Genomic DNA, 26,341 nt, shown 5'->3' with positions numbered 1-26,341 from the left:
GTAGCATTAGTAGGAACAGAGAAGATCGGATCCGGACTTGTAACAGTTATGGTACGTGGAGACGTAGGAGCTGTTAAGGCAGCAGTAGAAAGCGGAAGCGCAGCAGCATCCAGACTTGGTGAATTAGTTGCTACTCATGTAATTCCGAGACCTCATACAGACGTAGAGAAAATCCTTCCAAGCATCTGACCAGCAGATTGAGAAGTATAAAAAAGGAGTTCGCTCATGAGTAAATCATATGGATTTATAGAAATCACTGGTGTCGTTGCAGCAATTGATGCACTGGACATCATGTGCAAAACTGCAGACGTTGAGCTGGCGTCATGGGAACGTAAGCTGGGCGGACGACTGGTTACTATTATAGTTGAAGGCGATGTATCTGCCGTTACAGAAGCAGTAAATGCAGCAGCGACAGGTGCGATCAAGAAACCGGTAAGTTATGCAGTAATTGCACGTCCCCACGAAGAAATCGTCAGAATGGTGGAATTAAGTGCAAGTCGCTGGAAGAACAATCAGGGGGATGAATAATGGCTGAAGAGAAGAAACCGGAAGCAGATAAAAATGCCCCTAAAAAGGCAGCCGCTCCAAGAAGAACGAAAGCAAAAATTTCTTCAAAACCGGAAGTAAAAGCTCAGACGGCAGATACGGCGGCAGAAACAGCAAATAAAACAGAATCCCAGAAAGAACAGATAAAGGAAACAGTATCTCATAAGGAGGAAAAAGTTATGACACAGGAAGCATTAGGAATGGTAGAAACCAGAGGACTTACAGCAGCAATCGAAGCAGCAGACCAGATGTGCAAGGCTGCTAACGTAGCATTAGTAGGAACAGAGAAGATCGGATCCGGACTTGTAACAGTTATGGTACGTGGAGATGTAGGAGCTGTTAAATCAGCAGTAGAAAGCGGAAGCGCAGCAGCATCCAGACTTGGTGAATTAGTTGCTACACACGTAATCCCAAGACCACATACAGATGTAGAGAAAATCCTGCCTGTATTAAAATAGTAATCCATCGTAACTGTCCGGTATCTGCACAGCAGACTGTCGGATGGTTATAATCCGTCATATTTGACAGAAAGCAGGTGTATTCTTGGAATCTAATAATATTGAACTGATTACCAGAATGGTCATTCAGGCAATCAATCAGAATGAAAAAAAAGGCGATGGATTCATGGTTCCCATCGGGGTTTCCGCAAGACACATTCACCTGACACAGGAACATGTAGAAGCATTGTTCGGACCCGGATATCAGCTTACGAAGAAGAAAGAGCTGATGGGAGGTCAGTTTGCTTCTAATGAAACAGTTACCATTGTGGGACTGAAACTTCGTGCCATTGAGAATGTAAGAATCCTTGGACCGGTGCGTAAAGCTTCACAGGTTGAGGTATCTGCGACAGATGCCATTAAGCTTGGAATGAATGTTCCGGTTCGCGAATCCGGAGACGTTGCAGGAAGTGCACCAATCGCAATCGTAGGTCCAAAAGGAGCCGTTTATCTGAAAGAGGGATGTATCGTGGCAATGCGCCATATACATATGTCTCCGAAAGATGCACAGGCCGCAGGTGTGAAGGACGGCGATATCGTATCAGTAAAGGCAGATAATGAGAGAGGAACCATCTTCAATCAGGTCAAGATCCGTGTAGACGACAGCTTTACACTGGAAATGCATATTGATACAGATGAAGCAAATGCAGCAAAGATTGCTACAGGTACTACCGTAACAATAATTAAATAATATCGGGGGCCAAAGGTCAAAAAGCCGTTCGTGCCTGCACGATAAGGTTTTTGAACAGAAACCCTTAAGCGTTAATTGGGGGCAGAAGTATTTGCCCCCAATATTATTATCAGAAATAATTTGGAGGCTCATATGATCGTAGGCAAAGTTGTAGGAAGTGTGGTATCCACACGAAAGAGTGAGAAGCTGATTGGAAGTAAATTTATGATTATCGAGCCTGTGCATCATATGAAAGGCGACCTGAGCCAGCTGGTTGCGATTGATATGATCGGAGCCGGAGTTGGTGAATATGTATTGGTGGCACAGGGAAGCGCAGCAAGAATAGGCTGCGGCGTAGAAACAGCACCGGTAGATGCCGCAATTGTCGGTATTATTGATGACGGTGCAGGATTGGAGTAACGCCATGGAAATCAAAGAATTACAGGATATTATACAGCAGAATGGTGTGGTAGGTGCCGGCGGAGCCGGATTCCCTACTTATATGAAGCTTACAGACAAGGCCAATACCATTCTTATGAACTGTGCAGAGTGTGAACCATTACTGAAATTACACAGACAGTTATTGGAAAAACACGCATATGAAATTATGAAAACATTCCATATGATCCAGGAGACGGTTGGTGCTTCTGAAGCAATTATTGGAATTAAGAAGTCTTATGTACAGACAATTCATGCATTAAATCAGCATATTGAAGAATTTCCTGGCATGAGGCTGCATCTTCTGGACGAAGTTTATCCGATGGGAGATGAGGTTGTACTTATTTATGAGGCAACTGGAAGAGTAGTACGGCCGGGAGGACTGCCGATCGAGCAGGGAGTAGCCGTATTTAACGTTGAAACTGTATACAATGTATATCGTGCTGTGGAAGAGAAGCAGCCGGTTACAGACAAATATGTATCTGTTGTTGCAGAAGTAAGTGATCCTGTTACAGTGAGAGTTCCCCTAGGATGCACTCTGGAGGAAGTGGTAGCACAGGCAGGCAGCACAACAGTGAAGGATCCTGTCTATTTCGTAGGCGGCCCGATGATGGGGCGTATCGGAAATGGTTCAGATCCGGTGACAAAGACAACAAATGCGATTTTGGTCCTTCCAAAAGACCATCTTATTGTAGCGAAGAAGCAACGGACTTCTTCCATAGATTTAAAACGTGCAGCATCTATCTGCTGCCAGTGCAATACCTGTACAGATTTATGTCCGAGACATAATCTGGGACATCCGATCGATCCGGCGAAATTTATGAGAGCTGCATCAAATAATGATTTCAGAGACCTGAATCCATATATAGATGCTTCCTTCTGCAGTTCCTGCGGTGTATGTGAGATGTACTCATGTCCGCAGAGTCTTGCACCGAGAAGTCTTCTCGCAGATATGAAGGGCGGTCTGAGAAAAGCAGGTATCCGTCCTCCGCAGGGTGTACAGCCGAAACCGGTACAGGAATCCAGAGAATACCGTAAGGTTCCGGAAGAACGTCTGATGGCGCGACTTGGTCTTACGAGATATGACAAGGATGCTCCTCTGAAAGAAGAACTTGTACAGGTTAAGAAAGTAAGGATATTATTGAGCCAGCACATCGGAGCACCTGCACAGGCAGTGGTCAAAGCCGGTGATGAGGTAACAAGAGGGCAGATGATCGCACAGCCGGCACAGGGCTTAAGCGTTGGTATTCATGCTTCTGTCAGCGGTAAAGTAACAGAAGTAACAGACCGTTACATTATTATTGCAGTAAAGTAGAAAGGACGTGCACAAAATGAGTAAAGCAATCGGAATGATTGAATTTAAAACCACATCTACAGGCGTTACTGCAGCAGATGCTATGGTAAAAACATCTGAGGTAGAGATCGTCGAGGCACAGACCGTATGTCCTGGTAAATATATTGCAATTATTACCGGTGACTTAAGTGCGGTAAAGGCCGCCGTTGATACGGCAGTAACTACATATGAGGATAAATGCATTGACAGCTTTGTGCTGGGCAATCCGCATGAATCCATTTTCCCGGCAATTTACGGAACTACTCAGGTAGAAGATATCAGTGCGCTGGGAATTCTTGAAACTTATGATGCAGCTTCCATTATCGAAGCAGCAGACCAGGCAGCTAAGACTGCGATCGTAGATCTGATAGAACTTCGTATTGCCAAAGGTATGTGCGGAAAATCATATATGATGATCACCGGTGAAGTTTCTGCGGTAGAGGCTTCCATTGACAGGGCAAAAGAACTTGTAGCTGCCAAGGGTATGTACCTGGATTCTTCCGTTATCGCACATCCTGACAGAAGAATGATCGACAGTATTTTATAATACCCGGGGTAAGAAGTTTCTGACCCTGACACTCATAAAAAATTTCTCAAAAAAAGGGGGCAAAGATATGCTTGCACTGGAGAGAAGAAATCTGATTCTCGAAAAATTACAGGCAGAAAAGCGGGTGGTGGTCAGCGAGCTGAGCCAGCTTTATGACGTCTCTGAAGAGACCATACGCCGTGATCTGGATAAACTTGAAAAGGAAGGACTTGCGATAAAAAGTTATGGCGGTGCTGTGATCAATGAGGATGTAAGCATTGATTTGCCTTTCAATGTACGTAAGAACCAGAATGTTACAGGAAAGCAGAAAATGGCTGAACTTGCAGCTTCCCTTGTGAAAGACGGAGATCATATTTTCCTGGATGCGAGTACTACGGCAGTTTTTGTGGCGAAAGCATTAAAGGAAAAAGAACGTCTTACCGTAATTACCAATTCCATGGAAATACTTCTGGAGTTAGCTGATGTATCCGGGTGGAACATTATCTCCACCGGAGGCGTAATGAAAGAAGGATATCTGGCTTTTCTTGGATCAAAGACAGACGAATCCATACGTTCTTATTATGTAGATAAGGTTATCTTTTCGTGTAAGGCGCTGGATCTGGAATGGGGGATTATGGAATCGCAGGAAGCTTTTGGCTCTACCAAGAGAGCGATGATCGGTTCCGGAAGAAAGAGAATTCTGGTTGTTGACAGTTCTAAATTTGATCAGACAGCGTTTTCCGTAGCTGGAAGCATGAAAGAAGTAGATATTATAGTTACGGACAAAGAACCGACAGAACGCTGGAAGAAGCACTTTGAGAAATTTAATGTAAAATGCCTATATCCTGTCTGACAAAGAAAATAGGAGTATGATACAATGAATACTTTTGAGATGAAAACCGCGATCCATTTTGGGGATAACGCGTTAGACAGATTAAAAGAGATCCCGTATAAAAGGGTTCTCATTATAACAGATCCATTTGTGGTACAAAGTAAAATGATCAATCTGATCACTGCTCCTTTAAACAGTGCAGGTATTGAATACGATATTTTCCATGACGTTGTGCCGGATGCACCTGTGGACAAGATTGCAGAAGGGGTAAAGAAGTTCCTGGAATATCAGCCGGAAGCAGTTGTTGCAGTCGGTGGTGGTTCTGCGATTGATTCTTCCAAGGCAATCAGAGAATTTGCACTGAAGATCAACAATTACGGAAAAGTAGGTCTGATCGCAATTCCGACTACAAGTGGTACCGGATCAGAAGTTACTTCTTTTGCAGTAGTAAACGATACTGCAGCACATGTAAAATATCCGCTGATCTCAGAGAGCCTTACAGCAGATGAAGCAATTCTGGATGCAGAACTTGTAAGGAGTGTTCCGCCGGCCATCACAGCGGATACTGGTATGGACGTGTTTACACATGCGCTGGAATCATACGTAAGTACTGCACATAATGAATTCTCTTCTGCACTTGCGGAGAAAGCCATTGAAATTTGCGGAGTATTCCTGCTGAGAGCATATCTGGATGGCAGTGATATGCATGCGCGTAAAAAAATGCATGTAGCTTCCTGTCTGGCTGGTTTATCCTTTAATACAGCAGGTCTTGGAATCACTCACAGCATGGCTCATCAGCTAGGAGCAATGTTCCATATTCCGCATGGAAGGGCAAATGCTATGCTGCTTCCGCATATCGTAGAATTTAATTCTGATATCAATAAGCATAGTAAGAGCCAGAAAGAGTATCTTCCGGCTGTAAAGAGATACGCCAATGTTGCGCACATTCTCGGACTGAGCAATTATAATAAAGTAATGACGGTCCGTTCTCTGGTAAACTGGATTCAGTTTATGCAGAAAGAGATGAATATTCCGCTGACGATTCAGGAACTGGGAACAATTGCACCGGAAAAATATTTTGCAGCAATTGACAAGATGGCAGACGCAGCACTTGCAGATGCCTGCACAGTGAATAATCCGAGAGTTCCGACTAAAGAAGATATTATAAAGATTTATACGAAATTATGGTCATTCTGAAAATGAAGACAATAATTTCCGGCAGATGCTGACTGCCGCTGAAATCAGATACAGGAGATGGAGAAGAGATGAGTATTTATACAAAAAGAGGAGACAGAGGAATTACAGATATGGCTCATGCCGGTAATATTTCCAAGTCTGATGACCGTATCCGCCTTATGGGTGAGGCTGATGAACTGAATAGTCATATTGAACTTGTAAAAAGTATGCTCCGTCAGTCAGAAATACTTCAGCTTCTTGAACGTATTCAAAAGAATCTTGATCTGATCGCAGCGGGAGTCAGTAACCCATATGATCGTGACTGTAAAGTCAGTGAAAAGGAAACAGCAGTGTTGGAGGTGGAAACAGATAAACTGGAAGCACTGTGCGAAAAGCCTGTTCCGGAGAAGCTTACAGGAAAGAGCCGACTGGCTGCAGAGATAGATATTGCACGTACTGTTGCCAGAAGAACAGAGCGCTGCCTTGCACAGGTCAGCGTGAAGTTTGGCGCAGATACAGAGAGTAAGAGATTTCTTAACCGCCTTTCGGATTATCTGTATATTTTGGCGAGATATATAGAGTATTACTCTGATCTTTCAGTGGAACTGTCTGATGATCATGCGGGTGCATTGGCGAAAATGTCTGATAATAATACAGATGCATTGCCGGAACCGTCCGACAGTAATACAGATGTATTAAAAAAGACGGCAGATATCAATGAAGCCGTCATCCAGGAGGTTCTTAAACGAATGGGAATTCAGAGCAGGATAACATTGGATACAGCGAAGAAACTGATCGAGAGACTGGAGCAGGAAGCTGTGCGCAGAGGGCAGCGTGCGGTAATCGCGGTCTGCAATCCGGAAGGAAATCCGGTTGCGGTCCATGTGATGGATGGAGCATTCCTTGTAAGCTTCGATGTGGCAATGAAGAAAGCCTATACTGCAGTGGCAGTGAAGATGTCTACAATGGAACTTTCGAAGATCGCACAGCCCGGAGGAACCTTTTATGGCGTTGACAAGCTGGATGGTGGAAAAATCGTTATTTTCGGCGGCGGTATTCCGCTGAAGTCCGGAAATACAATTATCGGTGGACTTGGAATCAGCGGCGGTACAGGAGAAGAAGACCATAGTCTGGCAGAGTATGGTCAGTCTGTGTTAAATGAAATATTGTAAGATGGATGACAACTATTTGGCAGTCCGCTGTTGAAGGCACCAGACAGTTGCGAAGGAGTATTAAAAAGATCAGAACAGTTTTGAAGAGAGCTGTTCTGGTCTTTTTGCGATGTACTGATTTATCTTCGCTTATATTTCCCGGGAGTCATGCCTTTGTATTTCTTAAAAGTACGTATAAAATAGCTCAGATCATTAAATCCGTTTCTGTAAGCAATTTCTGTGATTGAATCATCAGTAGCCGCCAGTTGTAAACAGGCTTCTTCAATTCTCTGTCTGTTCAGATAATCCACAGGAGTCTGATGGGTCATTTCCGAAAAGAACCTGCAGAAATATTTCGGTGACATAGAGACAGAAGCAGACAGTTCCTGAAGTGTGATAGGATTGGCATAATTTTTTTCGATAAATTCCAGAACCTGCTTCAACTGTAAAATACGTTTATAGTCTCTGCGCGTTCGGGTAGGATTTTCGATAAAGTAATGATTACTGAAAACCAAACCAAAAAAGTGGTAAAATTGTCCAAATACAGTCAGCTCATATCCGGTATCTTTTTCATACATGGCATCAAACAGAACAGAAATACAGTTCAGAATCTGTGGATGCTCATCTGAAAAATGTGGAAAAAGCATTGTTTCCTGATGCAGGATTTTCTGGATATATTCTCCGCATACAGGATTGTTTTTCAAAAAAGTGTTCATATCAAAAACAATGCACTGATATACACAATCATGGGGAATTCCTGAATGAAGGATTCCACTATGTACAAAAATGACATCATTCTTAACTGCTGTAAAACTTTTTTCGTCTAAAGTGACAGTAAGAGAACCTTCCAGAATACGAATTATTTCATATTCCACATGCCAGTGATAAGACATGACATATCTGGGATGTGTATGATCGATGTGATGAAACTCAAATGGAAACTCATAAGTGCCTCTTGGACGGTCTTCATTATGGTTTAAATCATGCAAAAGAACTTTCCTCCTTACAAAATTTACAGAAATTTTATGATTAAAACAGAAAAAGTGAATATTGTACTGTTTTTTGCTATTATAACACAAGTAATTTTCTGAATGCAATTATATAATAGATATCAGTAACAAAGTTGAGCAGTCGGGTTACTGTGAACGGAGTGAACAGTAACGCAGTCGGGCTGCTGTTCACAGAGTAAACAGTGGTTATCGGGCTGTTCGGCACAACAGGTGCAGAGGTTATTATTTTTGTTATATTTGCAGTCAGAAGATGCTGCGAAAAGTGAAAATGTAATCTTGGGGGTTAGCAGGAAATGATCCTGCGGGAATATTACAATAATTTATCAGGAGGTATTTTATTATGGCAAAGAGCAGATTAATTGGCAGCTATCCGGTAATTGGTATCAGACCTACTATCGATGGTCGTAGAGGAGCACTGGATGTTCGTGGATCTCTGGAAGATCAGACAATGAACATGGCGAAATCAGCTGCTAAATTATTTGAAGAGAATTTAAGATATTCCAACGGTGAACCGGTTAAAGTTGTAATCGCTGATACAACCATCGGACGTGTTGGCGAGAGCGCTGCATGTGCAGATAAATTCCGTAAAGAAGGCGTAGATATCACTCTTACAGTTACACCATGCTGGTGCTACGGTGCTGAGACAATGGATATGGATCCACAGACGATCAAAGCTGTATGGGGATTCAACGGAACAGAAAGACCTGGTGCTGTATACCTTGCATCTGTACTTGCAACACATGCACAGAAAGGACTTCCGGCATTCGGTATCTATGGACATGATGTTCAGGAAGCTGATGACACATCTATTCCGGAAGATGTTAAAGAAAAACTGTTAAGATTCGGCCGCGCAGCAGTTGCAGCAGCATCCATGAGAGGAAAATCCTATCTGCAGATCGGTTCTGTAACAATGGGTATCGGCGGATCTATCATTGATTCCGATTTCATCGAATCTTATCTTGGAATGAGAGTTGAATCTGTTGATGAGGTGGAGATCATCCGTCGTATGACAGAAGGTATCTATGATCACGCAGAATTTGATAAAGCTCTGAAATGGGCAAAAGAAACCTGTAAGATCGGCTGGGATAAGAACCCTGAAGAACTTCAGTTCTCAGCTGAAAAGAAAGAAGAGCAGTTCGAGTTTGTTGTTAAGATGGCAGTTATCATCAAAGAACTGATGAACGGCTGTGACAATCTTGATCCTAAATTCTCTGAAGAAGCAATCGGACACAATGCTCTGGCAGCCGGTTTCCAGGGACAGAGACAGTGGACAGATTTCTATCCGAACGGTGACTTTGCAGAAGCTATGCTGAACACCTCCTTTGACTGGAACGGAGCACGTGAACCATACATCTTGGCTACAGAGAACGATGTTCTTAACGGACTTGGAATGCTGTTCATGAAACTTCTTACAAACAGAGCACAGATTTTCGCTGACGTTCGTACATACTGGAGCCCGGAGGCTGTTAAGAAAGCTACAGGATATGACCTTGAGGGCGTAGCAAAAGAAGCCGGCGGTTTCCTTCACCTGATCAACTCCGGTGCTGCCTGCCTTGATGCTAACGGAGAAGCAAAAGAAGCTGATGGAACAGCTGTTATGAAACAGTGGTGGGATATCACAGAAGAAGACCAGAAAGCAATCATGGAAAACACAGAATGGTGTATGGCTGACAACGGATATTTCCGTGGAGGCGGATACTCCAGCCGTTATGAAACACGTGCCCAGATGCCTGCAACAATGATCCGCCTGAACCTTGTAAAAGGACTTGGACCGGTTCTGCAGATCGCTGAAGGATGGACAGTAGCTCTTCCTGAAGAAGTATCTGACAAGCTGTGGAAACGTACAGACTATACATGGCCATGTACATGGTTTGCTCCAAGATGCGATGGCAAAGAAGGACCGTTCAAGACAGCTTATGATGTAATGAACAACTGGGGTGCAAACCATGGAGCAATCTCCTACGGACACATTGGTGCAGATCTTATCACAATGTGCTCTATGCTGAGAATTCCTGTATCCATGCACAATGTTCCTGAGAAAGATATCTATCGTCCGGCAGCATGGAATGCATTTGGAATGGATAAAGAAGGTGCAGATTTCAGAGCATGCAAGAATTATGGACCTCTTTACAAATAATAAATAAAACCGATATGTAAGAATGTATATCGGCCGCCCGGAGTTGGAGATGATCTGACTTTGGGCGGCTGTTTGTATCAGGGGGAATCAAAAAAACAAGCCGATATCTGTGTGTACAGATACCAGCCTGTTGTATATATATGTATGTGTGATGTGTGTACAATGTGTAAAAATGATATTTGGCATGAATATGCCAAAATCCCGAAAAGATAAAGCAAAATCAGTTGTTGATTACAACACCCTTCTGAAGCATTATATTTGCATACAGAGCTTTTTCGCTTGTGGAAATAATGCAATATGCAGTTTTGGCTTCTTCATAGAAAGCGAAACGTTCAATATTTCCAACCGCTTTATCGCCGCGTTCGTCATATTTGGTAACGATTTCTTTATATGTATCCCAGATTGGTGTTTCTACATTATCGCCAGGCATAACTTCCATGAGATTTACAGGATGCTCTACATAAGTATCCAGTGGAAACAGTTTGAGGATTGCATCCAGAATTTCCGGTACACCATGTCCGTCACAGCGGATAGTGATGGCATTCTTTCCCATAGATTCAACAGGGAAGTTACCGTCTGCGATAACAAGACGATCGCTGTGTCCCATTTCACATAAAACTTTTAATAATTCCGGTGATAAAATTTCAGGAATTCCCTTTAACATAATTTGTATTCTCCTTTCAAAATTCTGAAAATCATTATAAATAGTCTAATGAAAAAAATCAGATTATTCAAGGCAATATTTTACGCAAAAAGAGTAAATTTTTATAGTTTACAGCGGAGGAAACAGTAACACACAGAGTTGTATGAAATGCACAAAAATATATTGAAAAAATTGAAAAAATAGTATAAATATGCTATTATCATTATAGTGAATCACGCAGATATTCGAAACCTGCTTTACTGTTCGCTTATAACCGAATAGCTGCTTTGCGGAGGTTTTACCTGATTCGGTTAAATAAGTAAAAGGAAGTAGTAATTTTTATTGGGGTATCAGGCAGGGGATGATGCCTGATCTTATGGGGGATAAAACTTAATATGTACAAAATATTATTGGTAGACGACGAAATCCTGGTCAGGGATGCAATCAGGGAGAACATTGACTGGAAAAGCCTGGACTGTGAGCTTGTGGGGGATTGTGAGAATGGCAGACAGGCAGTGGAATTTGTGCAGAGCCACAAGGTGGATGTTGTATTGACAGATATCTGTATGCCTTATATGGATGGTATGGAACTGAGCGAGTTTCTTCATGATAATTATCCGGATATTCTTATTGTTATATTCAGCGGTTTTGGGGAATTTGAATATGCGAAGAAAGCAATCCGTTATAATGTAAGTGAATATATGCTCAAACCTGTCACAGCAATGGAACTGACAAAAGTGCTCCGGAATATGAAAGAAAAGCTGGATTCCAGAAAAAAAGAACAGAAAAAAATGGAATCCCTGTCGCAGACTTCAAAGGATTATCACAAGAATGTGGATGTCATCCGGTCGAAAGCACTGGAGACTCTTGTAAATTGTACCAGAGATGTACAGGTAAGTCTTCTGGAACTGAAAAAGCTGGGGATCAGCTTTGACTGTTCGAGCTACAGAGTAGCTGTTTTTGATATGGACACTTACTCAGAAATGTATCAGGTAGATATGCATAAACAGCAGGAAAGCGCATTGATGTCCTTTGTACTTTTTAATATAAGCAATGAAATTGTGACCAGAGAGAACGCAGGTGTTGCTTATCAGGAAGGCAGTAACCGGGTATGCATTATATTTACAGGATGCAGATCCAGAGAATTCGGAGACAAAATACATAGTATCTGTCAGGAAATCCAGCAGAAAGTAAAAGAAGTGATCGGGATTGAAACTTCTATAGGAATCGGAAGCTGGGTGAGATCACCTCAGGAACTGGTCTATTCCTATAAGCTTGCTGAGAAAGCCATTGGCTATCGGTATCTGCTGGGAGGCAGCCTCCTTTTGGATATGGAAGAAAAGAAAACGGACAACAGTATTAATCTTATAAAATCTCTGGAAACACTGACAGAAGAGATAAAGGTCGGAAACAGGCAGAAAGTGACAGAAATCCTGGAGCAGATCGAGCATGAGATCAAAGGGGCACTGGTGGAGAAAAGCTATGCCTGCATTTATCTTCAGCAGGTGATACGTGCCATCGGAAATACCTGCCAGTCCCTGAGTGATGATCCGGAAAAGATCATTGCTCAGAGAGAGAAGCTTCTGAAAGAAGTTTCTCAGGCAAAAACCTTTGATAAAGCAGTGACATTGGTGAAGGAGTATGCTGAAGGAGTATTTGAATCACTTCAGGATCTGAACAGTTCCAGCGGCCAGAGGCAGGGAATGATGGCTATGGATTATATCCGAAAAAATTATATGGATCCGGATCTGAGTCTGAACAGTATCTGTTCTTATCTGAATATCAGTACCAGCTATTTCAGCACTATTTTTAAGGAGATGACAGGGGAAACATTTATCGAATCACTTACCAGGATCAGAATGGAGAAGGCGAAGGAACTCCTGGAGAATACAACTCTGAAGAATTATGAGATTGCGGAAAAAGTAGGATTTTCAGATCCACACTATTTCGGAATTTCATTTAAGAAGATGACAGGAAAAACACCTACCGAATATGCAAGGGAGAAACGCCGATGAAGATTTCTTCAAAATTTAAGAGTATTCAGAGTTCTATTTTCTGTGCGGTGTCGATCCTGGTATTAAGTGCTGTGCTGGTTGTGACAGTGGTATCTCTGAGATATACGAATTCATCTATTTATGAAAATTCTGTCATGTATACACAGACGATCATCAAACAGCTGAATCAGAATATAGATTCGTATATCAGTTATATGGATAATATTGCGTCAGTAATCGCGCAAAGCGGTGATGCTTATAAATATCTGTACAGTGAAAAAGGATATGGAGCCACAAAGGATGAAAATTACAGTGAATACAGACAGCGCCTTGTGGAACAGTTTAAAACGATCCTGAAGGGCAGGGCGGATATCAGAAATATCGGGATTGTCAGAGAGGATAAGAACTCTCCATCTCTGTTTGACAATGGATTATCTGTGAGAAATACATATGTAGATCTTAATACACAGCCATGGTATGCAGATGCAGTCGGAAAATATGACCGGTATAATCTGACATCTTCTCATGTGCAGAATGTGATAAAGGGAGAAAGACCATGGGTCATCACACTCAGCAGAGGAATCTGCAATTATACAGGAACAGAAGCAGAGGATGGAGTAGTTTTTCTGGATCTGAATTACAGTGCGATCAGTGAACTCTGTGCACAGAGCAGCATGGGAGATAAAGGATATGTTTTTATTCTTGATCAGAATGGAAATATCGTTTATCATCCACAACAGCAGCAGTTATATAATGAACTGCAGACAGAGAACATTTCACTTGTTATGAATGCAAAATCAGATATTGTTACTGTCGGAAAGGGAGATGACGAGAAAATTTATGCACTGTCCCATTCTGATATCACAGGATGGACTATTGTGGGATGCATGAATATGTCTGAACTTTTACGAAACAGCAGACAGACAAGAAGTATTTATGTGCTGGTAGCAGTGGGGCTGATCATAGTTGCTCTTCTGATTTCCAGCCTGATTGCCAGAAATATTACGCTGCCGATCCAGAAGCTTCGCGATTCCATGAAAAGTGTGCAGAAAGGAAATTTTGATATTGAAGATATAGAGGTGATTTCCGACAATGAAATAGGAAGTCTTACCAGATCTTTTAATGTGATGACGCACAGGATACGGGAATTAATGGAGCAGAATGTAAAGGAGCAGGAGCAGAAGAGAAAAATAGAACTGAAAGCCCTGCAGTCGCAGATCAATCCACATTTTCTGTATAATACGCTGGATTCTATTATCTGGATGGCTGAAGGAAAGAAGAATGAGGAAGTGGTGATAATGACGGCTTCTCTGGCGCGACTGCTCAGACAGAGTATCAGCAATGAGGATGAGCTTGTAACAGTCGGACAGGAGATTGAATATGTCAGAAGTTACCTCACGATCCAGAAGATGCGCTACAAGGATAAGCTGGAATTTGAGATAAAGGCAGATCCATCCATTACACAGGTACCTATCATTCGTCTGGTATTGCAGCCGCTCGTGGAGAATGCAATTTATCATGGCTTAAAATATAAAGACAGTAAAGGACTGTTGACAGTACATGGATATATGAAAGGTGAGAATGCAGTAATCGATATTACGGACGATGGTGTGGGAATGGATGAGGAAACTCTGAAACATATTTATGATAAGCATAAGGTGAATTACCGTTCCAATGGAGTTGGGGTGTACAATGTGCAGCAGCGTCTGGTTTTATATTACGGAAAAGATTATGGCATTATCTATCACAGTGAAAAAGGAAAGGGAACCACAGCATCTGTTGTAATTCCCGGAATACAGGAGGAATCCCATGAAAAGTCATAAAAAAGAGATTATAACAGTTGCAATCCTTATGGCGGCAGCAGTGGTGATTTTTGCCGGAATCCTGAAACCGGAGGCGACACAGACGAAAAAATGCTCCCTCATTTATATTCCAAAGATCAGGGATAACACCAATGATTTCTGGACTTCGGTAATATCCGGCTGTAAGATGGCGGCAGAGGAATATGAATCTGACCTTGAAATCCTGGCTCCGGATAAAGAAGAGAATATAGAAGAACAGAATAAACTTCTGAAAAAGGCCATTGAGCAGAAACCGGATGCGATTCTGTTTTCTCCTTCCAGCATGGATGCATCAGATGAACTTCTGAAGGAAGCAAAAGAAAAAGGAATCCGTATTACCTATATTGATTCCTATACAAAAGAAGAATTGCAGGATCTTACAGTTGCCACAGATAATGTGAATGCGGGCAGGATGTTAGGAGAGTATGCCAGAAAATTAATCGATAAAGATTCAAAGATAGCCATTGTCAGCCATGTAAAAGGTGTTTCCACGGCTGTGGAGAGAGAACAGGGATTCAGGGAAGGTCTTGGTGACTATGCTGATAACATAGTAGATATTGTCTACTGTAACTCACTCTATGAGAAATCCTATGAACTGGCGCAGGAACTGATGAGGAAATATCCGGATCTGGAACTGATTGCAGGAATGAACGAATATTCTGCAGTTGGTGTGGGAAGAGCAGTCAGTGATGCAGGAGCGAAAGATAAGATCGCAGTAGTTGGTGTGGACTGTTCTCAGGAGGCCATCAATCTTATGGAAATGGGCGTTTATAAGGGAATTATTGTGCAGAAAGCATTCCGGATGGGGTATATCGGAGTGGAAGAAACCATTCATATGCTTAACGGGGATGCAGTAGAGAAGAATATTGATTCAGGATGCGAGCTGGTTACGCCGGAGAATATGTATAACAGTGATATTGAACGGCTGATCTTCCCGTTTAGCTGACTGACGCGTTGAAACGACTGCGTAATATAAGGATAAAAGAAGCAAAAAGGTTAAATATTTCCGGATGAAAAAAAGGAAATATTTAACCTTTTTTTGGAAGATATTTCATTACAATTATCCGACAGGTAAGGTAAGATATAGAAAACAAAGAGATACGAAATAACGTAAGGAGGGTGAAAAACTTGGAAAAGTTGAAACAAAATCCAATTGTGAAGAAACTCGGTCTGAACAGAATCCTGTTAGCATGTATTCTGGTTCTTATGTTCGTAGTCTTCAAAGTAGTTCTGGGAAGTAAGTTCCCTGTAGGTGACAGTATCAAATCTACTTTGAACTATGTATACTTCCTGGGCTTTCTGTCACTTGGAGTAACATTTGTAATTGCCACTGGAGGAATCGATTTCTCCATTGGACCTGTAATGTTCTGCTGTGCCCTGATCTCAGGTTACTGCATGACATCTTATCATGTACCTTGTGCAGCAGCAATGGTGATCTGCATTCTGATCGGATTTGCATTTGGCGTGTTTAATGGCTGGATGGTATCTTATATGTCAGTTCCGCCATTTATCATTTCCATGGCATCTATGAACATTGCAAAAGGTATTGCATCTGTATTTACAAAGACACAGTCCGTCAGCTGGCCACTGGGAAGTGATCCTGTAAACGGATGGTTCAGAAATCTTATCTCCTATAAGGGATTCCCTGTAGGACTTGTGATTTTCCTGGCAGCAGCAGTGATCTGTGGAATTATTCTTTATAACACAAAACCGGGACGTTATATCCTTTGTCTTGGTTCTAACAGCGAAGCAGTAAGACTCAGCGGTGTTAATACAAAAAAATGGAGAATGCTTGCTTATGTGATCTGCGGTGTTCTTGTAGGAATCGGAGCAATTTTCTTTGTTGGTGCTTATACAACTGTTCAGCCTGGATACGGCGATCAGTACAACAATGAAGCGATTGCAGGCTGTGTAATGGGTGGTACATCCATGGTTGGCGGACTTGCTTCTATCGGCGGTACAGTCATCGGTGTATTTATCATTTCTCTTCTTCAGCAGGGTATCATGGCATTTGGTCTTGGTAAAGGTCAGCAGATGATCATCACAGGACTTATCGTAATTGTAGCAGTTTATGTCGACGTTTCTGCAAGACGCAGAAAGAACTGATCGGAAGGGAGGATGTAACAATGGGTGAAGTTATTTTGACTATGAAGGACATTGATAAGTCCTTTCCTGGAGTTCATGCTCTGGATCACGTTAATTTTGAAGTGAAACGCGGCGAAGTACATGCTCTTATGGGAGAAAACGGTGCCGGAAAGTCTACATTGATGAAAGTTCTTACCGGTATTTATCAGAAAGATTCAGGATCCATTACCTATAAAGGAAAGGAAACTGAATTCCATAACACAAGAGAAGCGCAGGATGCAGGTGTTGTAATCGTGCATCAGGAGCTGAACATGGTAGGTGATCTTACCGTAGCTCAGAATATTTTTATCGGACGTGAACCAAAGAAAGGGTTCAGCATTGATGATAAGAAAATGATCGAAGATTCCAAAAAACTCTTTCAGGAACTGAACATTGAAATCAATCCAAAAGAAAAGATGAACAATCTTACCGTCGGAAAACAGCAGATGTGTGAGATCGCAAAGGCTATTTCCCACAAAGCAGAGGTTATTATCTTTGATGAGCCGTCAGCAGCACTGACAGAGAAAGAGATTGCAGACTTATTCGAGATTATCCGTGATCTTCGTAAGAAAGGTCTTGGAATCGTTTATATTTCCCACCGTATGGATGAGATCAAAACGATCACTGACAGAGTAACAGTCATGCGAGATGGTGGTTATGTAGGAACGCTGATCACAGCAGACAGTACAAAAGAAGACATCATCAATATGATGGTTGGACGTGTTATTTACGAGGATCCAAAAGAACACAGCATGGTTGCACCAGATGCGCCGGTTGTTCTTAAGGTAGAGAACCTGAATGCAGGTAAGATGGTTCAGAATGTAAGCTTTGAACTTCGCAAAGGTGAGATTCTTGGTTTCTCAGGACTGATGGGAGCCGGACGTACTGAGACAGCAAGAGCACTGTTTGGTGCTGACCCGAAACAGAGTGGAAAGATCTCTATAAGGGGAAAAGACGGACAGCTTCGCGAGGTAACTATCAACAGTCCTCAGGATGCAGTTAAATATGGTATTGGTTATCTGTCAGAGGACAGAAGAAGATATGGTTGTGTCGTACAGAAATCTGTAACAGAGAATACTACGCTGGCAACCATGGAAGAATTTACCAGTGGTATCTTCATTAATAAATCAAAAGAAAAAGAAGTTTCAGAGAAATACGTTAAAGAGCTGGCAACCAAAACTCCAAACTGCGAGCAGCTGGTAGTCAATCTTTCCGGTGGTAACCAGCAGAAGGTCGTTATCGCAAAATGGCTGACACGAGACAGTGAGATTCTTATTTTTGATGAGCCGACCAGAGGTATTGATGTTGGTGCCAAGAATGAAATTTACAAGTTAATGAACAGACTGGCTGCAGAAGGTAAATCTATTATCATGATTTCTTCTGAAATGACAGAAGTTCTCCGTATGAGTGACCGCATTATCGTTATGTGTGAAGGCAAGATTACAGGAAATATTGATATTTCCGAAGCTACACAGGAACACATTATGAATCATGCAACACGGAACATCAATTAAGGAGGAAAGTCATGACTAAGAAGAAAAAAAGTATTTTAAGTGATCAGAGATTTATTGTATTACTGGTTATTATTGTACTGTTTGCAATTTTCTCCTTTAAGAGCAGGGAGTTCAGACAGTATACCACAATCCTGAGTATGCTGGATTTCTCATACTATGATCTTCTGATGGCAATCGGCGTTACATTCCCTCTTATCACAGGAGGTGTAGACCTGTCAATCGGAACCGGTATGGTATGTTACGCATTGATCGCAGGATCTCTGGTAAGAAATAATAATCTTCCTGTTGTACTTGCAATGTTACTTTGCATTGTACTTGGAATTATTGTAGGAGCAGCAAATGGTGTGCTGATCGGTATTATGAACCTGCCGCCATTCCTTGCAACACTTTGTACCTGTATGATTACCCGAGGTGCAGGATCTTTATGCAGTGCCACTCCATGGCCGGGACTTACACAGGATGGTGGATGGTTCCATTCAATCTTTAAGATTACAGTCGGAACAGGAAGAAGCGCTTCCCGTTACCCTATCGGTTTCTTATGGATGATCATTCTGGTACTTGTAATGGAATATGTTCTGAATCATACAAAATTCGGTCGTTATACGATTGCAATCGGTTCAAACAAAGAAGCAGCAGCTCTTTCCGGAATAAACGTTAAATTCTATCATGTTATGGTATATGTAGTATGTGGACTCTTCACCGGTCTTGCAGCTATCGCATATGCGGCAGTTACGCCAACTGTACAGCCTGGTACCGGTGCAGGACTTGAGATGGATGCCATCGGTGGTGTATTCGTAGGTGGTGTTGCAGCAACAGGTGGTTATGGATCAGTAATCGGTACATTGGCCGGTATCTTCGTTATCATGCTTCTGAAAACCGGTCTTCCATATATCGGACTGCAGGCAAACTGGCAGCAGATCATTACAGGTGCAGTTCTTATCATTGCAGTACTGATCGATATCATGAAAGAAAAGAAAGCAGCAGCAAAATAATTTTCAAAACTGAATAAAGAAAAATGCATCTTACGACAGATGCAAAACAGCAGGATATGAAACAACGGAGGGCTTCCAGGGGATGTTCGGCGACAGTATTGTCATATGTGTATTTTGGGGAAGGCGGAACGAGAGAGGAAGCCTCCGGGGTATCATTTATAAAAAAACTATATTAAAAATGTATATTTAAAAGGAGGAAATTTTAAATGAAAGCAAAAAAAGTGATCGCATTAGTTATGTGTGCAGCAATGGTAGCAGGAATGTCCGCATCAAGCGTTATGGCAGCCGATATGCCGGAACAGTTCAAAGATCTGAAAGCTAATGAAGCTTATGATTTCCCGATGATGGTTAAATCTTTCCAGTCTACATACTGGGATGCAGCTCAGGAAGGTATGAAGAAAGCTGCTGATGAACTTGGTGTTACATACAAAGCACAGGGACCAAACAGTGAATCTGATATCGCTGACCAGGTTAACATGATCAACACAGCAATCGCTGCAAAGCCGGCCGGATTAGGTCTTGCTGCATGTGATACATCTTCTGTTCTTGATGCACTTCAGGAATGTGCTGACAAAGGAATCCCGGTAGTAACATTTGATACAGGTATCGCTGATGCTCCGGAAGGATCTGTAGTATGTGAAGTTTGTACAGATAACACACAGGCTGGTTCTGTTGCAGCTGAAAACATGTATAATTCAATCAAAGATGTTATAGCTAATGCAGATGGACAGGTTATCATCGGTGAAGTTAACCAGGATGCCACAGGTCAGAACATCCAGCAGCGTGGTGGCGGATTCATTGACAAAATGATCGAACTTATTCAGGCTGACGGAAAAACAGTTGCAGTTAAAGGTAACGAGTTCTATGTAAACGCAGCTAAAGGTGCAGATGCAAAAGAAGCAGACGCAGACGTTGTTATCCAGGTCGCTGTTCCTGCACAGACAACTGTAGAGCTTTGCTCAACAGAGGCTCAGGCAATCCTTTCTCAGGAAAACTGCATCGCTATCTTCGGTTCCAACCAGACAGCAGCAGAAGGTGTTCTTGCAGCTAATGCTAACCTGAACGTTCTTGGTTCTGACGCAGGAGCAGGCGATGTTATCGGTGTTGGTTTCGATGCTGGTTCTATCATTAAAGCCGCTGTACAGGATGGAACATTCATCGGTGCTGTTACACAGTCTCCTCTGATGATGGGTTACTATGCAATCTACGCTCTGACAGCAGCAGCTAACGGACAGGAACTTGAAGATGTTCCTACAGATGGATACTGGTATGATTCCACAAACATGGACAGCGAAGAAATCGCTCCTAACCTTTATGACTAATCGATAAGTAAATATCGAGAGGAAATGAATCCTTAGAATTAAGTATTAATTATTAATACAAATACAGACGCCGCACTGCCGTATGGCAAGTGCGGCGTTGTTGTTCAAACAATAAAACAATGATTGGAAATGATGATTTTATTAAGTTGTAAAGATACTTATTTCGACGATAGATTTCAAAATAGCAAATAAGGACACTTTTTCAGACAAACAAGGTTCTTATTTTGGGGAGTAAGTTGAGATAAAATAAAATCATCAGATATGAAGAGCGTATAAATTCATATATTGAGGAGGTTTTGCAATGGCAGCATATTATTTAGCAGTAGATATCGGAGCATCCAGCGGACGTCATATCCTTGGACATATGGAAAACGGAAAAATGGTTCTGGAAGAAATTTATCGTTTTGAGAATGGAATGGTAAAGAAAGACGGGGAACTCTGCTGGGAATTTGACCGTCTTTTCAAAGAGGTAGTAAATGGTCTGAAGAAATGTAAAGAAATCGGCAAGATTCCGGTAAGTATGGGTGTGGACACATGGGGTGTTGACTTTGTACTTTTGGACAAGGATGATAAAGTTCTTGGAAATACGGTAGGATATCGTGACCACCGTACAGAGGGAATGGATAAAGAAGTTTATAAGGCAATTTCCCTGAAAGATCTCTATGCAAGAACAGGTATCCAGAAAGCTGATTATAATACGATCTATCAGCTGATGGCAGTGAAAAAGAAACATCCGGAATATCTGGAACAGGCGGAGACACTTCTTCATGTGCCGGATTATTTCCATTTCCTTCTTACAGGACAGAAAACCTGTGAGTACACAGAAGCTACGACAGGACAGCTTGTAAGCCCGATCACTAAGGACTGGGATTATGAACTGATCGATATGCTCGGTTATCCGAGAAAAATGTTCCAGAGGCTGATCATGCCCGGAACAGGCATCGGACATCTGTCAGATAAGATCAGGGAAGAAGTGGGCTTTGATCTGGAAGTAGTTGCACCTGCAACACATGATACAGGATCCGCTGTACTGGCAGTTCCTGCAAATGACGATGACTTTATCTACATCAGCTCCGGAACATGGTCACTGATGGGAATTGAGAGAAAAGAAGCTGACTGCTCTGAGAAGAGCTGTGAGATGAACTTCACAAATGAAGGCGGTTATGCAGGCCGTTTCCGTTACCTGAAGAATATCATGGGACTCTGGATGATTCAGTCTGTGCGTCATGAAGTAAATGATGCATACAGCTTTGCAGAAATCTGCGCAATGGCAGAGGAAGCAAAGGATTTCCCGTCAAGAGTAGACGCAAATGATGAGTGTTTCCTTTCTCCTGACAATATGACAGAGGAAGTTAAGGATTACTGCCGCAGAACAGGACAGAAGGTTCCGGAAACTCTGGGAGAGCTTGCAACAGTTATCTACACAAGTCTTGCAGAATGCTATGCAAAGACAGCAAAAGAGCTGGAAGAGATGACAGGCAGGACTTACAGCCGTATTCATATCGTGGGCGGCGGTTCCAACGCAGGATATCTCAATGAGCTGACTGCAAAGGCAACAAAGAAAGAAATCCATGCAGGTCCAGGAGAGGCAACTGCAATCGGAAATATCACAGCACAGATGCTGAAAGCAGAAGAGTTTAAAACAATCGAAGAGGCTCGTACTATCATTCATGAGTCCTTCGGTGTAAAAGTCTACAAAGAATCTTAATCCAGCCCGTCAGAATGTGAAATCCTGCTGAACTGTCTTAAATGCATCATTTACGAGGACTTCTGATAAGTGAGAAAAAGGGATATGCTTTGTTTCTATGACATTATAAAAAAGTCATAATAGTATAGAAATTTATGAATATTTTAAAGGATAATGAAAGAAAAGAAAATTTGTGATATAATCTCAGCATAGTGAATTGCTATAGAGTGATTAAAATGATAAGAACGGTGAGAATTATATGGAACGATTAATTTTTCATATTGATGTAAACAGCGCATTTCTTTCCTGGGAATCAGCCAGAAGGGTGAGCCAGGGGTTGCCGGATCTCAGGGAGATTCCCTCCTGTGTGGGAGGAGATCCAAAGAAACGGACAGGTATTGTGGTTGCCAAATCCATTCCTGCCAAAAAATACGGGATCCAAACTGGCGAGCCCGTAGCCATGGCTCTTCGGAAATGTCCAAATCTGGTAATCGTTCCCAGTGATTTTGAATTATACGATAAATGTTCCCGGGCATTTAAAGCAATCTGTGCTTCTTTTGCACCTGTGATGGAATCTTTCTCTATTGATGAAGTGTTTCTGGATATGACGGGTACTTCTCTGATCTATCCTGATCCTGTAGCAACTGCTCATGAACTGAAGGATAAAATTCACAGAGAACTGGGATTTACAGTAAATGTGGGGATTTCTACCAACAAACTGCTGGCAAAGATGGCCTCGGATTTTCAGAAGCCGGACAGAGTACACACGCTGTTCCCGGATGAAATCCCGGAGAAAATGTGGCCGCTTCCTGTTCGTAACCTGCTGTTTCTGGGAAAAGCTTCCGAGCAGAAGCTTCTGAATCAGGGAATCCGTACTATCGGAGATCTGGCAAAGGAACGGGAAGCAAATGTGCAGCTATGGCTTGGAGAAAAGCCGGGACATCAGCTCTGGAAGTATGCCAGAGGTATTGATGATTCGACCGTAAAGGCAGTACCTGATGAGGCGAAGGGCTTCAGTGTAGAGACTACTTTTAATGATGATATTACTTCTACAGAACAGGTTTTGCCGATTCTGCTGGAGCAGTGTGACGTTCTGGCAACCAGAATGCGCAGAAAAGGAAAAAAATGCAGATGTATTTCCGTTACTTTCCGTACCCTGGATTTCCGAAACCGTTCTCATCAGACAAAGCTGGAAAATGCCACAGATCTCACAGATGAAATCTATGGAAATGCTGCCAGGCTTTTTGCAGAGTTCTGGAGGGGACAGCCACTACGTCTCATAGGTGTGGCACTGACCGGTCTTACAGACGGTTCTTATGAGCAGATGTCCCTGTTTGAAGATACAGAAAGTAAGGAACGCCGCAGAAAGCTGGATGCCGCTATGGATGAAATCCGTATGAAATTTGGAAATGACAAGATTACCCGCGCCAGCATTATGAACAGTAACGCCAGCATTGGCCGGAAAGCCAGAGCGCAGATGAAAAATGAAGACAGGAAAGAATAATAATAGAAGCGCAGAGATAAAAAAGTATGATCTCTGCGCTTTTATGGTAAGTTATGGTATATATTTCAAAAATTCTTCCTCCGGAATCTGAGAGGTATAGATGGCATTCTGGATAGCCTGTGCCATGACTTCTGCGGCGAGAGTTCCTGCCATGTTGATATCCACAGAAACATTACCAATGCTGGCAGCATAGATGGAATCACCGTCAGCCATAGTTGCTACAGGATTGATGCATCTGGCATAGGCACAGCGGGTCATGGAGGCGATTTTATTCAGTTCAGCCTTTGAAAATGCACCATTGGTGATCACTGCTCCGATGGTGGTATTGCCGGTAAACTGGTCGTGTGGTGTCATAAAACGATATAATTCCTGGACACTGTCCAGAAATCCGCTTCTGTCAGGGGTTTTCAACCCTGCGATTTTCTGACCGTTTTGTGGATTAAAGATATCTCCCAGTGCATTGACAACGACCACTGCGGCCATCTGAAAATTTCCCACAGATACAGCAGCAATACCAAGGCCTGACTTCATGGACTGTTTCATACCGTAAAGTTTTCCAACAGTTGCACCGGTACCTGCACCGATATTTCCGGTTCTGGTATCTGTTCCTGTAAATGCCTGACGGCAGGCTTCCTCGCCCATTTTTGCAGTTGGACGTATTTTAGGATCTCCGTAAGAGAGGTCATAGATACAGGATTGGCATACAAGAGGAACCAGCGCAGCACCGGTGTTATAGCCCACATTCTGTGATTCCAGATAGTTCATCACACCGTCAGCAGCAGCCAGTCCATAGGCAGAACCTCCGGACAAGACAATGGCGTTGATGGGATTGTCGGCAGTGACAGGAGAGGTGAGAGGAGTTTCCCTGGAAGCAGGGCCGCCTCCGCTGATGTCGCAGCCCACCTTTGCACCCTGTGGGAAGTAAAGAACGGTTACCCCGGTCTGGGCATTATGATCGGAAGCATGGCCGATGCGTAAATTTGAAAGCTCTGTAATAGAAATCTCTTTTAGTAATGACATAAAAATCTCCTTTATTATGTTTGTTAGATATTAACCGAATCAGGTAAGATTCCTGCTTTAAATGTGCCAGATAAAAAAAACCTGACTACAGTGAAAATGTAGTCTGGTTTTTTTGGTAAACGGCTGTTCTTTTAAATATTATGCACGTTTCAGTGCCACAGAGAGTGCCTTGGAAACGATACTTCCCACTACAAAGCAGAAGCCCGCTTCGATCAGTCCCTGAACTCCCACAAAAGCAGCAACGAAGACAACAGGATTGCTTACGCCAAGACTGGAAACAATACCCTGAATGTAATCTGTGTTGTAGAAGAAGAGACATAAAAAGCCCATGAAGAAGAAAGTATTCAGTAATGGGCATGCCAGTGAAGCAACGTAATGGGAAAATTTCTTCGCCGGTGATTTATATAATGCTGCGAAAATAAGTCCTGTGATCCATCCTTCCAGTACACGTGCCACGATACATACAATAAAAGTGCCAAATGGATTGATGTTAAAAAGTGCAGCAGCGAAAGCAGAACTTCCTGTGACAGCCATATAGAAGCTGGTTGCACCGAAAGCAAGTCCACATACAGCACCACCTTTCGGTCCGAGGATGATAGCTCCTACAGCTACCGGGATGGTGAGAAGAGTGATGGATAAGCCGGGAGTACGAAGATAGCCCAGCGGGGTAAAGGACATGAGCAGAATAATGGCAATCATCATAGCCAGCTCTACCATGTAAAGAGTGCTGCTTCTTTTTGCTGCAGCCGTTGTAGTAGTTGTTGTTGTGTTCATATGAATTCTCCTTTTGGTCTGATAAAACGGCGCAATGCGTCCCCTGCTTTTCAGACAGTTTAGAGTATGGGGATCAGGCGTTTTGAAAAATATGCATCAGAATAAAAGATATGAAACAAGAAATATCTTCCGGTAAAAATTTCCGGTGTGTAGACGCCTTGCAGGTCGCCTCACGAATTTAACCAGACTGTGAAGTGGATGACTTTATCCACCAGACTGTCAGATGTGGAAAACAGATGCATTTTCTTTCGAATAACGCTCTTGTAAACAATAACACATTTGATTAAAAACTGCAATATTTTATAGTATGTTTGAAAATAAATACAGGATATAGAGGTGTTTCTATATCCTGTAAAAAATATTGATTATGAGATTTAGCGTTCCATCATGCTGATGGATTCAATTCCAACGCTTCCTCCACGTACCACTTCAATTCTGTGGAATTCTTCCTTGATCAGTTTGACAACTGCATCATTCTTGGTGGCTGTCTGGACGAATTCCAGAAGCAGGCTGTCTTTGCCGTAGTCAATGACCTTTGCCTTGAAGGTTTCTGCAATCTGAAACAGTTCTGCTTTATCTTCCCTGGAGCAGTTGAAAACCTTGATGTAGA

The 26,341-nt window shown here is 42.4% G+C and carries 24 protein-coding genes and 1 pseudogene; 20 read left to right on the top strand and 5 right to left on the bottom strand.

Annotation, left to right across the window (positions count from 1 at the left end):
* From G4417_RS14660 to G4417_RS14615, 10 genes are all read left to right on the top strand, one after another.
* On the top strand, positions 1-189 hold a 189-nt coding region (locus tag G4417_RS14660), incomplete at its 5' end, for a BMC domain-containing protein (RefSeq protein ID WP_173679618.1).
* A 36-nt stretch (positions 190-225) separates the two neighbouring features.
* Positions 226-528 carry a BMC domain-containing protein gene (locus G4417_RS14655; RefSeq protein ID WP_008705580.1) on the top strand — a complete coding sequence of 101 codons (303 nt, stop codon included), beginning with the start codon at positions 226-228 and terminating at the stop codon, positions 526-528.
* A gap of 197 nt (positions 529-725) precedes the next feature.
* Positions 726-1,004: a BMC domain-containing protein gene (locus tag G4417_RS14650; protein WP_005427721.1), complete on the top strand. Its 279-nt coding sequence runs from the start codon at positions 726-728 to the stop codon at positions 1,002-1,004.
* A gap of 118 nt (positions 1,005-1,122) precedes the next feature.
* Positions 1,123-1,734, top strand: a complete 612-nt coding sequence (locus tag G4417_RS14645) for a phosphate propanoyltransferase (protein ID WP_370792859.1) — start codon at positions 1,123-1,125, stop codon at positions 1,732-1,734.
* A gap of 132 nt (positions 1,735-1,866) precedes the next feature.
* Positions 1,867-2,133 carry a EutN/CcmL family microcompartment protein gene (locus G4417_RS14640; RefSeq protein WP_008705576.1) on the top strand — a complete coding sequence of 89 codons (267 nt, stop codon included), beginning with the start codon at positions 1,867-1,869 and terminating at the stop codon, positions 2,131-2,133.
* 4 nt (positions 2,134-2,137) lie between these two features.
* Positions 2,138-3,466 carry a 4Fe-4S dicluster domain-containing protein gene (locus tag G4417_RS14635; RefSeq protein WP_022381347.1) on the top strand — a complete coding sequence of 443 codons (1,329 nt, stop codon included), beginning with the start codon at positions 2,138-2,140 and terminating at the stop codon, positions 3,464-3,466.
* A gap of 16 nt (positions 3,467-3,482) precedes the next feature.
* Positions 3,483-4,031, top strand: a complete 549-nt coding sequence (locus G4417_RS14630) for a BMC domain-containing protein (RefSeq protein ID WP_008705571.1) — start codon at positions 3,483-3,485, stop codon at positions 4,029-4,031.
* A 67-nt stretch (positions 4,032-4,098) separates the two neighbouring features.
* Positions 4,099-4,863 carry a DeoR/GlpR family DNA-binding transcription regulator gene (locus G4417_RS14625; protein WP_008705569.1) on the top strand — a complete coding sequence of 255 codons (765 nt, stop codon included), beginning with the start codon at positions 4,099-4,101 and terminating at the stop codon, positions 4,861-4,863.
* Between the two features lie 24 nt (positions 4,864-4,887).
* On the top strand, positions 4,888-6,039 hold the full coding sequence (locus G4417_RS14620) for a 1-propanol dehydrogenase PduQ (RefSeq protein ID WP_173683990.1): 1,152 nt from the start codon (positions 4,888-4,890) through the stop codon (positions 6,037-6,039).
* 68 nt (positions 6,040-6,107) lie between these two features.
* Complete coding sequence (locus G4417_RS14615; RefSeq protein WP_173683991.1) at positions 6,108-7,190, top strand: cob(I)yrinic acid a,c-diamide adenosyltransferase; 1,083 nt, start codon at positions 6,108-6,110, stop codon at positions 7,188-7,190.
* Positions 7,191-7,309: 119 nt separating this feature from the next.
* On the opposite strand, the gene G4417_RS14610 is transcribed toward G4417_RS14615, so the two are convergent.
* Positions 7,310-8,158 carry an AraC family transcriptional regulator gene (locus G4417_RS14610; protein ID WP_118571278.1) on the bottom strand — a complete coding sequence of 283 codons (849 nt, stop codon included), beginning with the start codon at positions 8,156-8,158 and terminating at the stop codon, positions 7,310-7,312.
* Between the two features lie 361 nt (positions 8,159-8,519).
* Between G4417_RS14610 and G4417_RS14605 the strand changes: the two genes are divergently transcribed.
* On the top strand, positions 8,520-10,316 hold the full coding sequence (locus tag G4417_RS14605) for an L-fucose isomerase (RefSeq protein WP_008705563.1): 1,797 nt from the start codon (positions 8,520-8,522) through the stop codon (positions 10,314-10,316).
* Positions 10,317-10,536: 220 nt separating this feature from the next.
* On the opposite strand, the gene G4417_RS14600 is transcribed toward G4417_RS14605, so the two are convergent.
* Positions 10,537-10,980, bottom strand: coding sequence for an RbsD/FucU family protein (locus tag G4417_RS14600; RefSeq protein ID WP_161276363.1), 444 nt, complete (start codon positions 10,978-10,980; stop codon positions 10,537-10,539).
* A 374-nt stretch (positions 10,981-11,354) separates the two neighbouring features.
* On the opposite strand from G4417_RS14600, the gene G4417_RS14595 reads away from it, so the two are divergent.
* The 9 genes from G4417_RS14595 (at position 11,355) to G4417_RS14555 (ending at position 23,937) form a co-directional block, all read left to right on the top strand.
* Positions 11,355-12,974: a response regulator gene (locus G4417_RS14595; protein ID WP_022380183.1), complete on the top strand. Its 1,620-nt coding sequence runs from the start codon at positions 11,355-11,357 to the stop codon at positions 12,972-12,974.
* Positions 12,971-14,776: a sensor histidine kinase gene (locus G4417_RS14590; protein WP_022380184.1), complete on the top strand. Its 1,806-nt coding sequence runs from the start codon at positions 12,971-12,973 to the stop codon at positions 14,774-14,776. Before G4417_RS14595 ends, G4417_RS14590 begins: the two co-directional genes overlap by 4 nt.
* Positions 14,763-15,740: a substrate-binding domain-containing protein gene (locus G4417_RS14585; RefSeq protein WP_022380185.1), complete on the top strand. Its 978-nt coding sequence runs from the start codon at positions 14,763-14,765 to the stop codon at positions 15,738-15,740. Before G4417_RS14590 ends, G4417_RS14585 begins: the two co-directional genes overlap by 14 nt.
* 182 nt (positions 15,741-15,922) lie before the next feature.
* Positions 15,923-16,900 carry an ABC transporter permease gene (locus tag G4417_RS14580; protein ID WP_008705559.1) on the top strand — a complete coding sequence of 326 codons (978 nt, stop codon included), beginning with the start codon at positions 15,923-15,925 and terminating at the stop codon, positions 16,898-16,900.
* 20 nt (positions 16,901-16,920) lie between these two features.
* Positions 16,921-18,432, top strand: a complete 1,512-nt coding sequence (locus G4417_RS14575; protein WP_008705558.1) for a sugar ABC transporter ATP-binding protein — start codon at positions 16,921-16,923, stop codon at positions 18,430-18,432.
* A gap of 11 nt (positions 18,433-18,443) precedes the next feature.
* Positions 18,444-19,424 (top strand): ABC transporter permease, encoded by a 981-nt coding sequence (locus G4417_RS14570; protein WP_055150863.1) that lies wholly within the window; start codon positions 18,444-18,446, stop codon positions 19,422-19,424.
* Positions 19,425-19,630: 206 nt separating this feature from the next.
* Positions 19,631-20,746, top strand: coding sequence for a substrate-binding domain-containing protein (locus tag G4417_RS14565; RefSeq protein ID WP_055150866.1), 1,116 nt, complete (start codon positions 19,631-19,633; stop codon positions 20,744-20,746).
* Between the two features lie 301 nt (positions 20,747-21,047).
* Entirely contained in the window at positions 21,048-22,454 is a 1,407-nt protein-coding gene (gene rhaB / locus G4417_RS14560; protein ID WP_173683992.1) for a rhamnulokinase, read from the top strand.
* A gap of 238 nt (positions 22,455-22,692) precedes the next feature.
* Positions 22,693-23,937, top strand: coding sequence for a DNA polymerase Y family protein (locus G4417_RS14555; RefSeq protein WP_173683993.1), 1,245 nt, complete (start codon positions 22,693-22,695; stop codon positions 23,935-23,937).
* A gap of 51 nt (positions 23,938-23,988) precedes the next feature.
* Here the strand turns inward: G4417_RS14555 and G4417_RS14550 are convergent, their stop codons facing one another.
* From G4417_RS14550 to G4417_RS14540, 3 genes and pseudogenes are all read right to left on the bottom strand, one after another.
* The gene (locus tag G4417_RS14550) at positions 23,989-24,957 is read right to left on the bottom strand and encodes a P1 family peptidase (RefSeq protein WP_173683994.1); all 969 of its coding nucleotides are present in this window, start codon (positions 24,955-24,957) and stop codon (positions 23,989-23,991) included.
* Positions 24,958-25,095: 138 nt separating this feature from the next.
* Positions 25,096-25,731, bottom strand: coding sequence for an ECF transporter S component (locus tag G4417_RS14545; RefSeq protein WP_022381362.1), 636 nt, complete (start codon positions 25,729-25,731; stop codon positions 25,096-25,098).
* A 374-nt stretch (positions 25,732-26,105) separates the two neighbouring features.
* A pseudogene (locus tag G4417_RS14540) lies at positions 26,106-26,341 on the bottom strand (acetolactate synthase small subunit); the annotation flags it as partial.

It is taken from the genome of Blautia wexlerae (assembly GCF_013300825.1).
GTDB lineage: Bacteria > Bacillota > Clostridia > Lachnospirales > Lachnospiraceae > Blautia_A > Blautia_A wexlerae_B.
This window is presented reverse-complemented; position numbering and strand designations above follow the sequence as displayed.

What these genes read in the sequence shown, in the direction of transcription:
- G4417_RS14655 (WP_008705580.1), top strand. Translation starts at nt 226, where the DNA reads ATGAGTAAATCATATGGATTTATAGAAATCACTGGTGTCGTTGCAGCA.
- G4417_RS14650 (WP_005427721.1), top strand. Translation starts at nt 726, where the DNA reads ATGACACAGGAAGCATTAGGAATGGTAGAAACCAGAGGACTTACAGCA.
- G4417_RS14645 (WP_370792859.1), top strand. Translation starts at nt 1,123, where the DNA reads ATGGTCATTCAGGCAATCAATCAGAATGAAAAAAAAGGCGATGGATTC.
- G4417_RS14640 (WP_008705576.1), top strand. Translation starts at nt 1,867, where the DNA reads ATGATCGTAGGCAAAGTTGTAGGAAGTGTGGTATCCACACGAAAGAGT.
- G4417_RS14635 (WP_022381347.1), top strand. Translation starts at nt 2,138, where the DNA reads ATGGAAATCAAAGAATTACAGGATATTATACAGCAGAATGGTGTGGTA.
- G4417_RS14630 (WP_008705571.1), top strand. Translation starts at nt 3,483, where the DNA reads ATGAGTAAAGCAATCGGAATGATTGAATTTAAAACCACATCTACAGGC.
- G4417_RS14625 (WP_008705569.1), top strand. Translation starts at nt 4,099, where the DNA reads ATGCTTGCACTGGAGAGAAGAAATCTGATTCTCGAAAAATTACAGGCA.
- G4417_RS14620 (WP_173683990.1), top strand. Translation starts at nt 4,888, where the DNA reads ATGAATACTTTTGAGATGAAAACCGCGATCCATTTTGGGGATAACGCG.
- G4417_RS14615 (WP_173683991.1), top strand. Translation starts at nt 6,108, where the DNA reads ATGAGTATTTATACAAAAAGAGGAGACAGAGGAATTACAGATATGGCT.
- G4417_RS14605 (WP_008705563.1), top strand. Translation starts at nt 8,520, where the DNA reads ATGGCAAAGAGCAGATTAATTGGCAGCTATCCGGTAATTGGTATCAGA.
- G4417_RS14600 (WP_161276363.1), bottom strand. Translation starts at nt 10,980, where the DNA reads ATGTTAAAGGGAATTCCTGAAATTTTATCACCGGAATTATTAAAAGTT.
- G4417_RS14595 (WP_022380183.1), top strand. Translation starts at nt 11,355, where the DNA reads ATGTACAAAATATTATTGGTAGACGACGAAATCCTGGTCAGGGATGCA.
- G4417_RS14590 (WP_022380184.1), top strand. Translation starts at nt 12,971, where the DNA reads ATGAAGATTTCTTCAAAATTTAAGAGTATTCAGAGTTCTATTTTCTGT.
- G4417_RS14585 (WP_022380185.1), top strand. Translation starts at nt 14,763, where the DNA reads ATGAAAAGTCATAAAAAAGAGATTATAACAGTTGCAATCCTTATGGCG.
- G4417_RS14575 (WP_008705558.1), top strand. Translation starts at nt 16,921, where the DNA reads ATGGGTGAAGTTATTTTGACTATGAAGGACATTGATAAGTCCTTTCCT.
- G4417_RS14570 (WP_055150863.1), top strand. Translation starts at nt 18,444, where the DNA reads ATGACTAAGAAGAAAAAAAGTATTTTAAGTGATCAGAGATTTATTGTA.
- G4417_RS14565 (WP_055150866.1), top strand. Translation starts at nt 19,631, where the DNA reads ATGAAAGCAAAAAAAGTGATCGCATTAGTTATGTGTGCAGCAATGGTA.
- rhaB (WP_173683992.1), top strand. Translation starts at nt 21,048, where the DNA reads ATGGCAGCATATTATTTAGCAGTAGATATCGGAGCATCCAGCGGACGT.
- G4417_RS14555 (WP_173683993.1), top strand. Translation starts at nt 22,693, where the DNA reads ATGGAACGATTAATTTTTCATATTGATGTAAACAGCGCATTTCTTTCC.
- G4417_RS14550 (WP_173683994.1), bottom strand. Translation starts at nt 24,957, where the DNA reads ATGTCATTACTAAAAGAGATTTCTATTACAGAGCTTTCAAATTTACGC.
- G4417_RS14545 (WP_022381362.1), bottom strand. Translation starts at nt 25,731, where the DNA reads ATGAACACAACAACAACTACTACAACGGCTGCAGCAAAAAGAAGCAGC.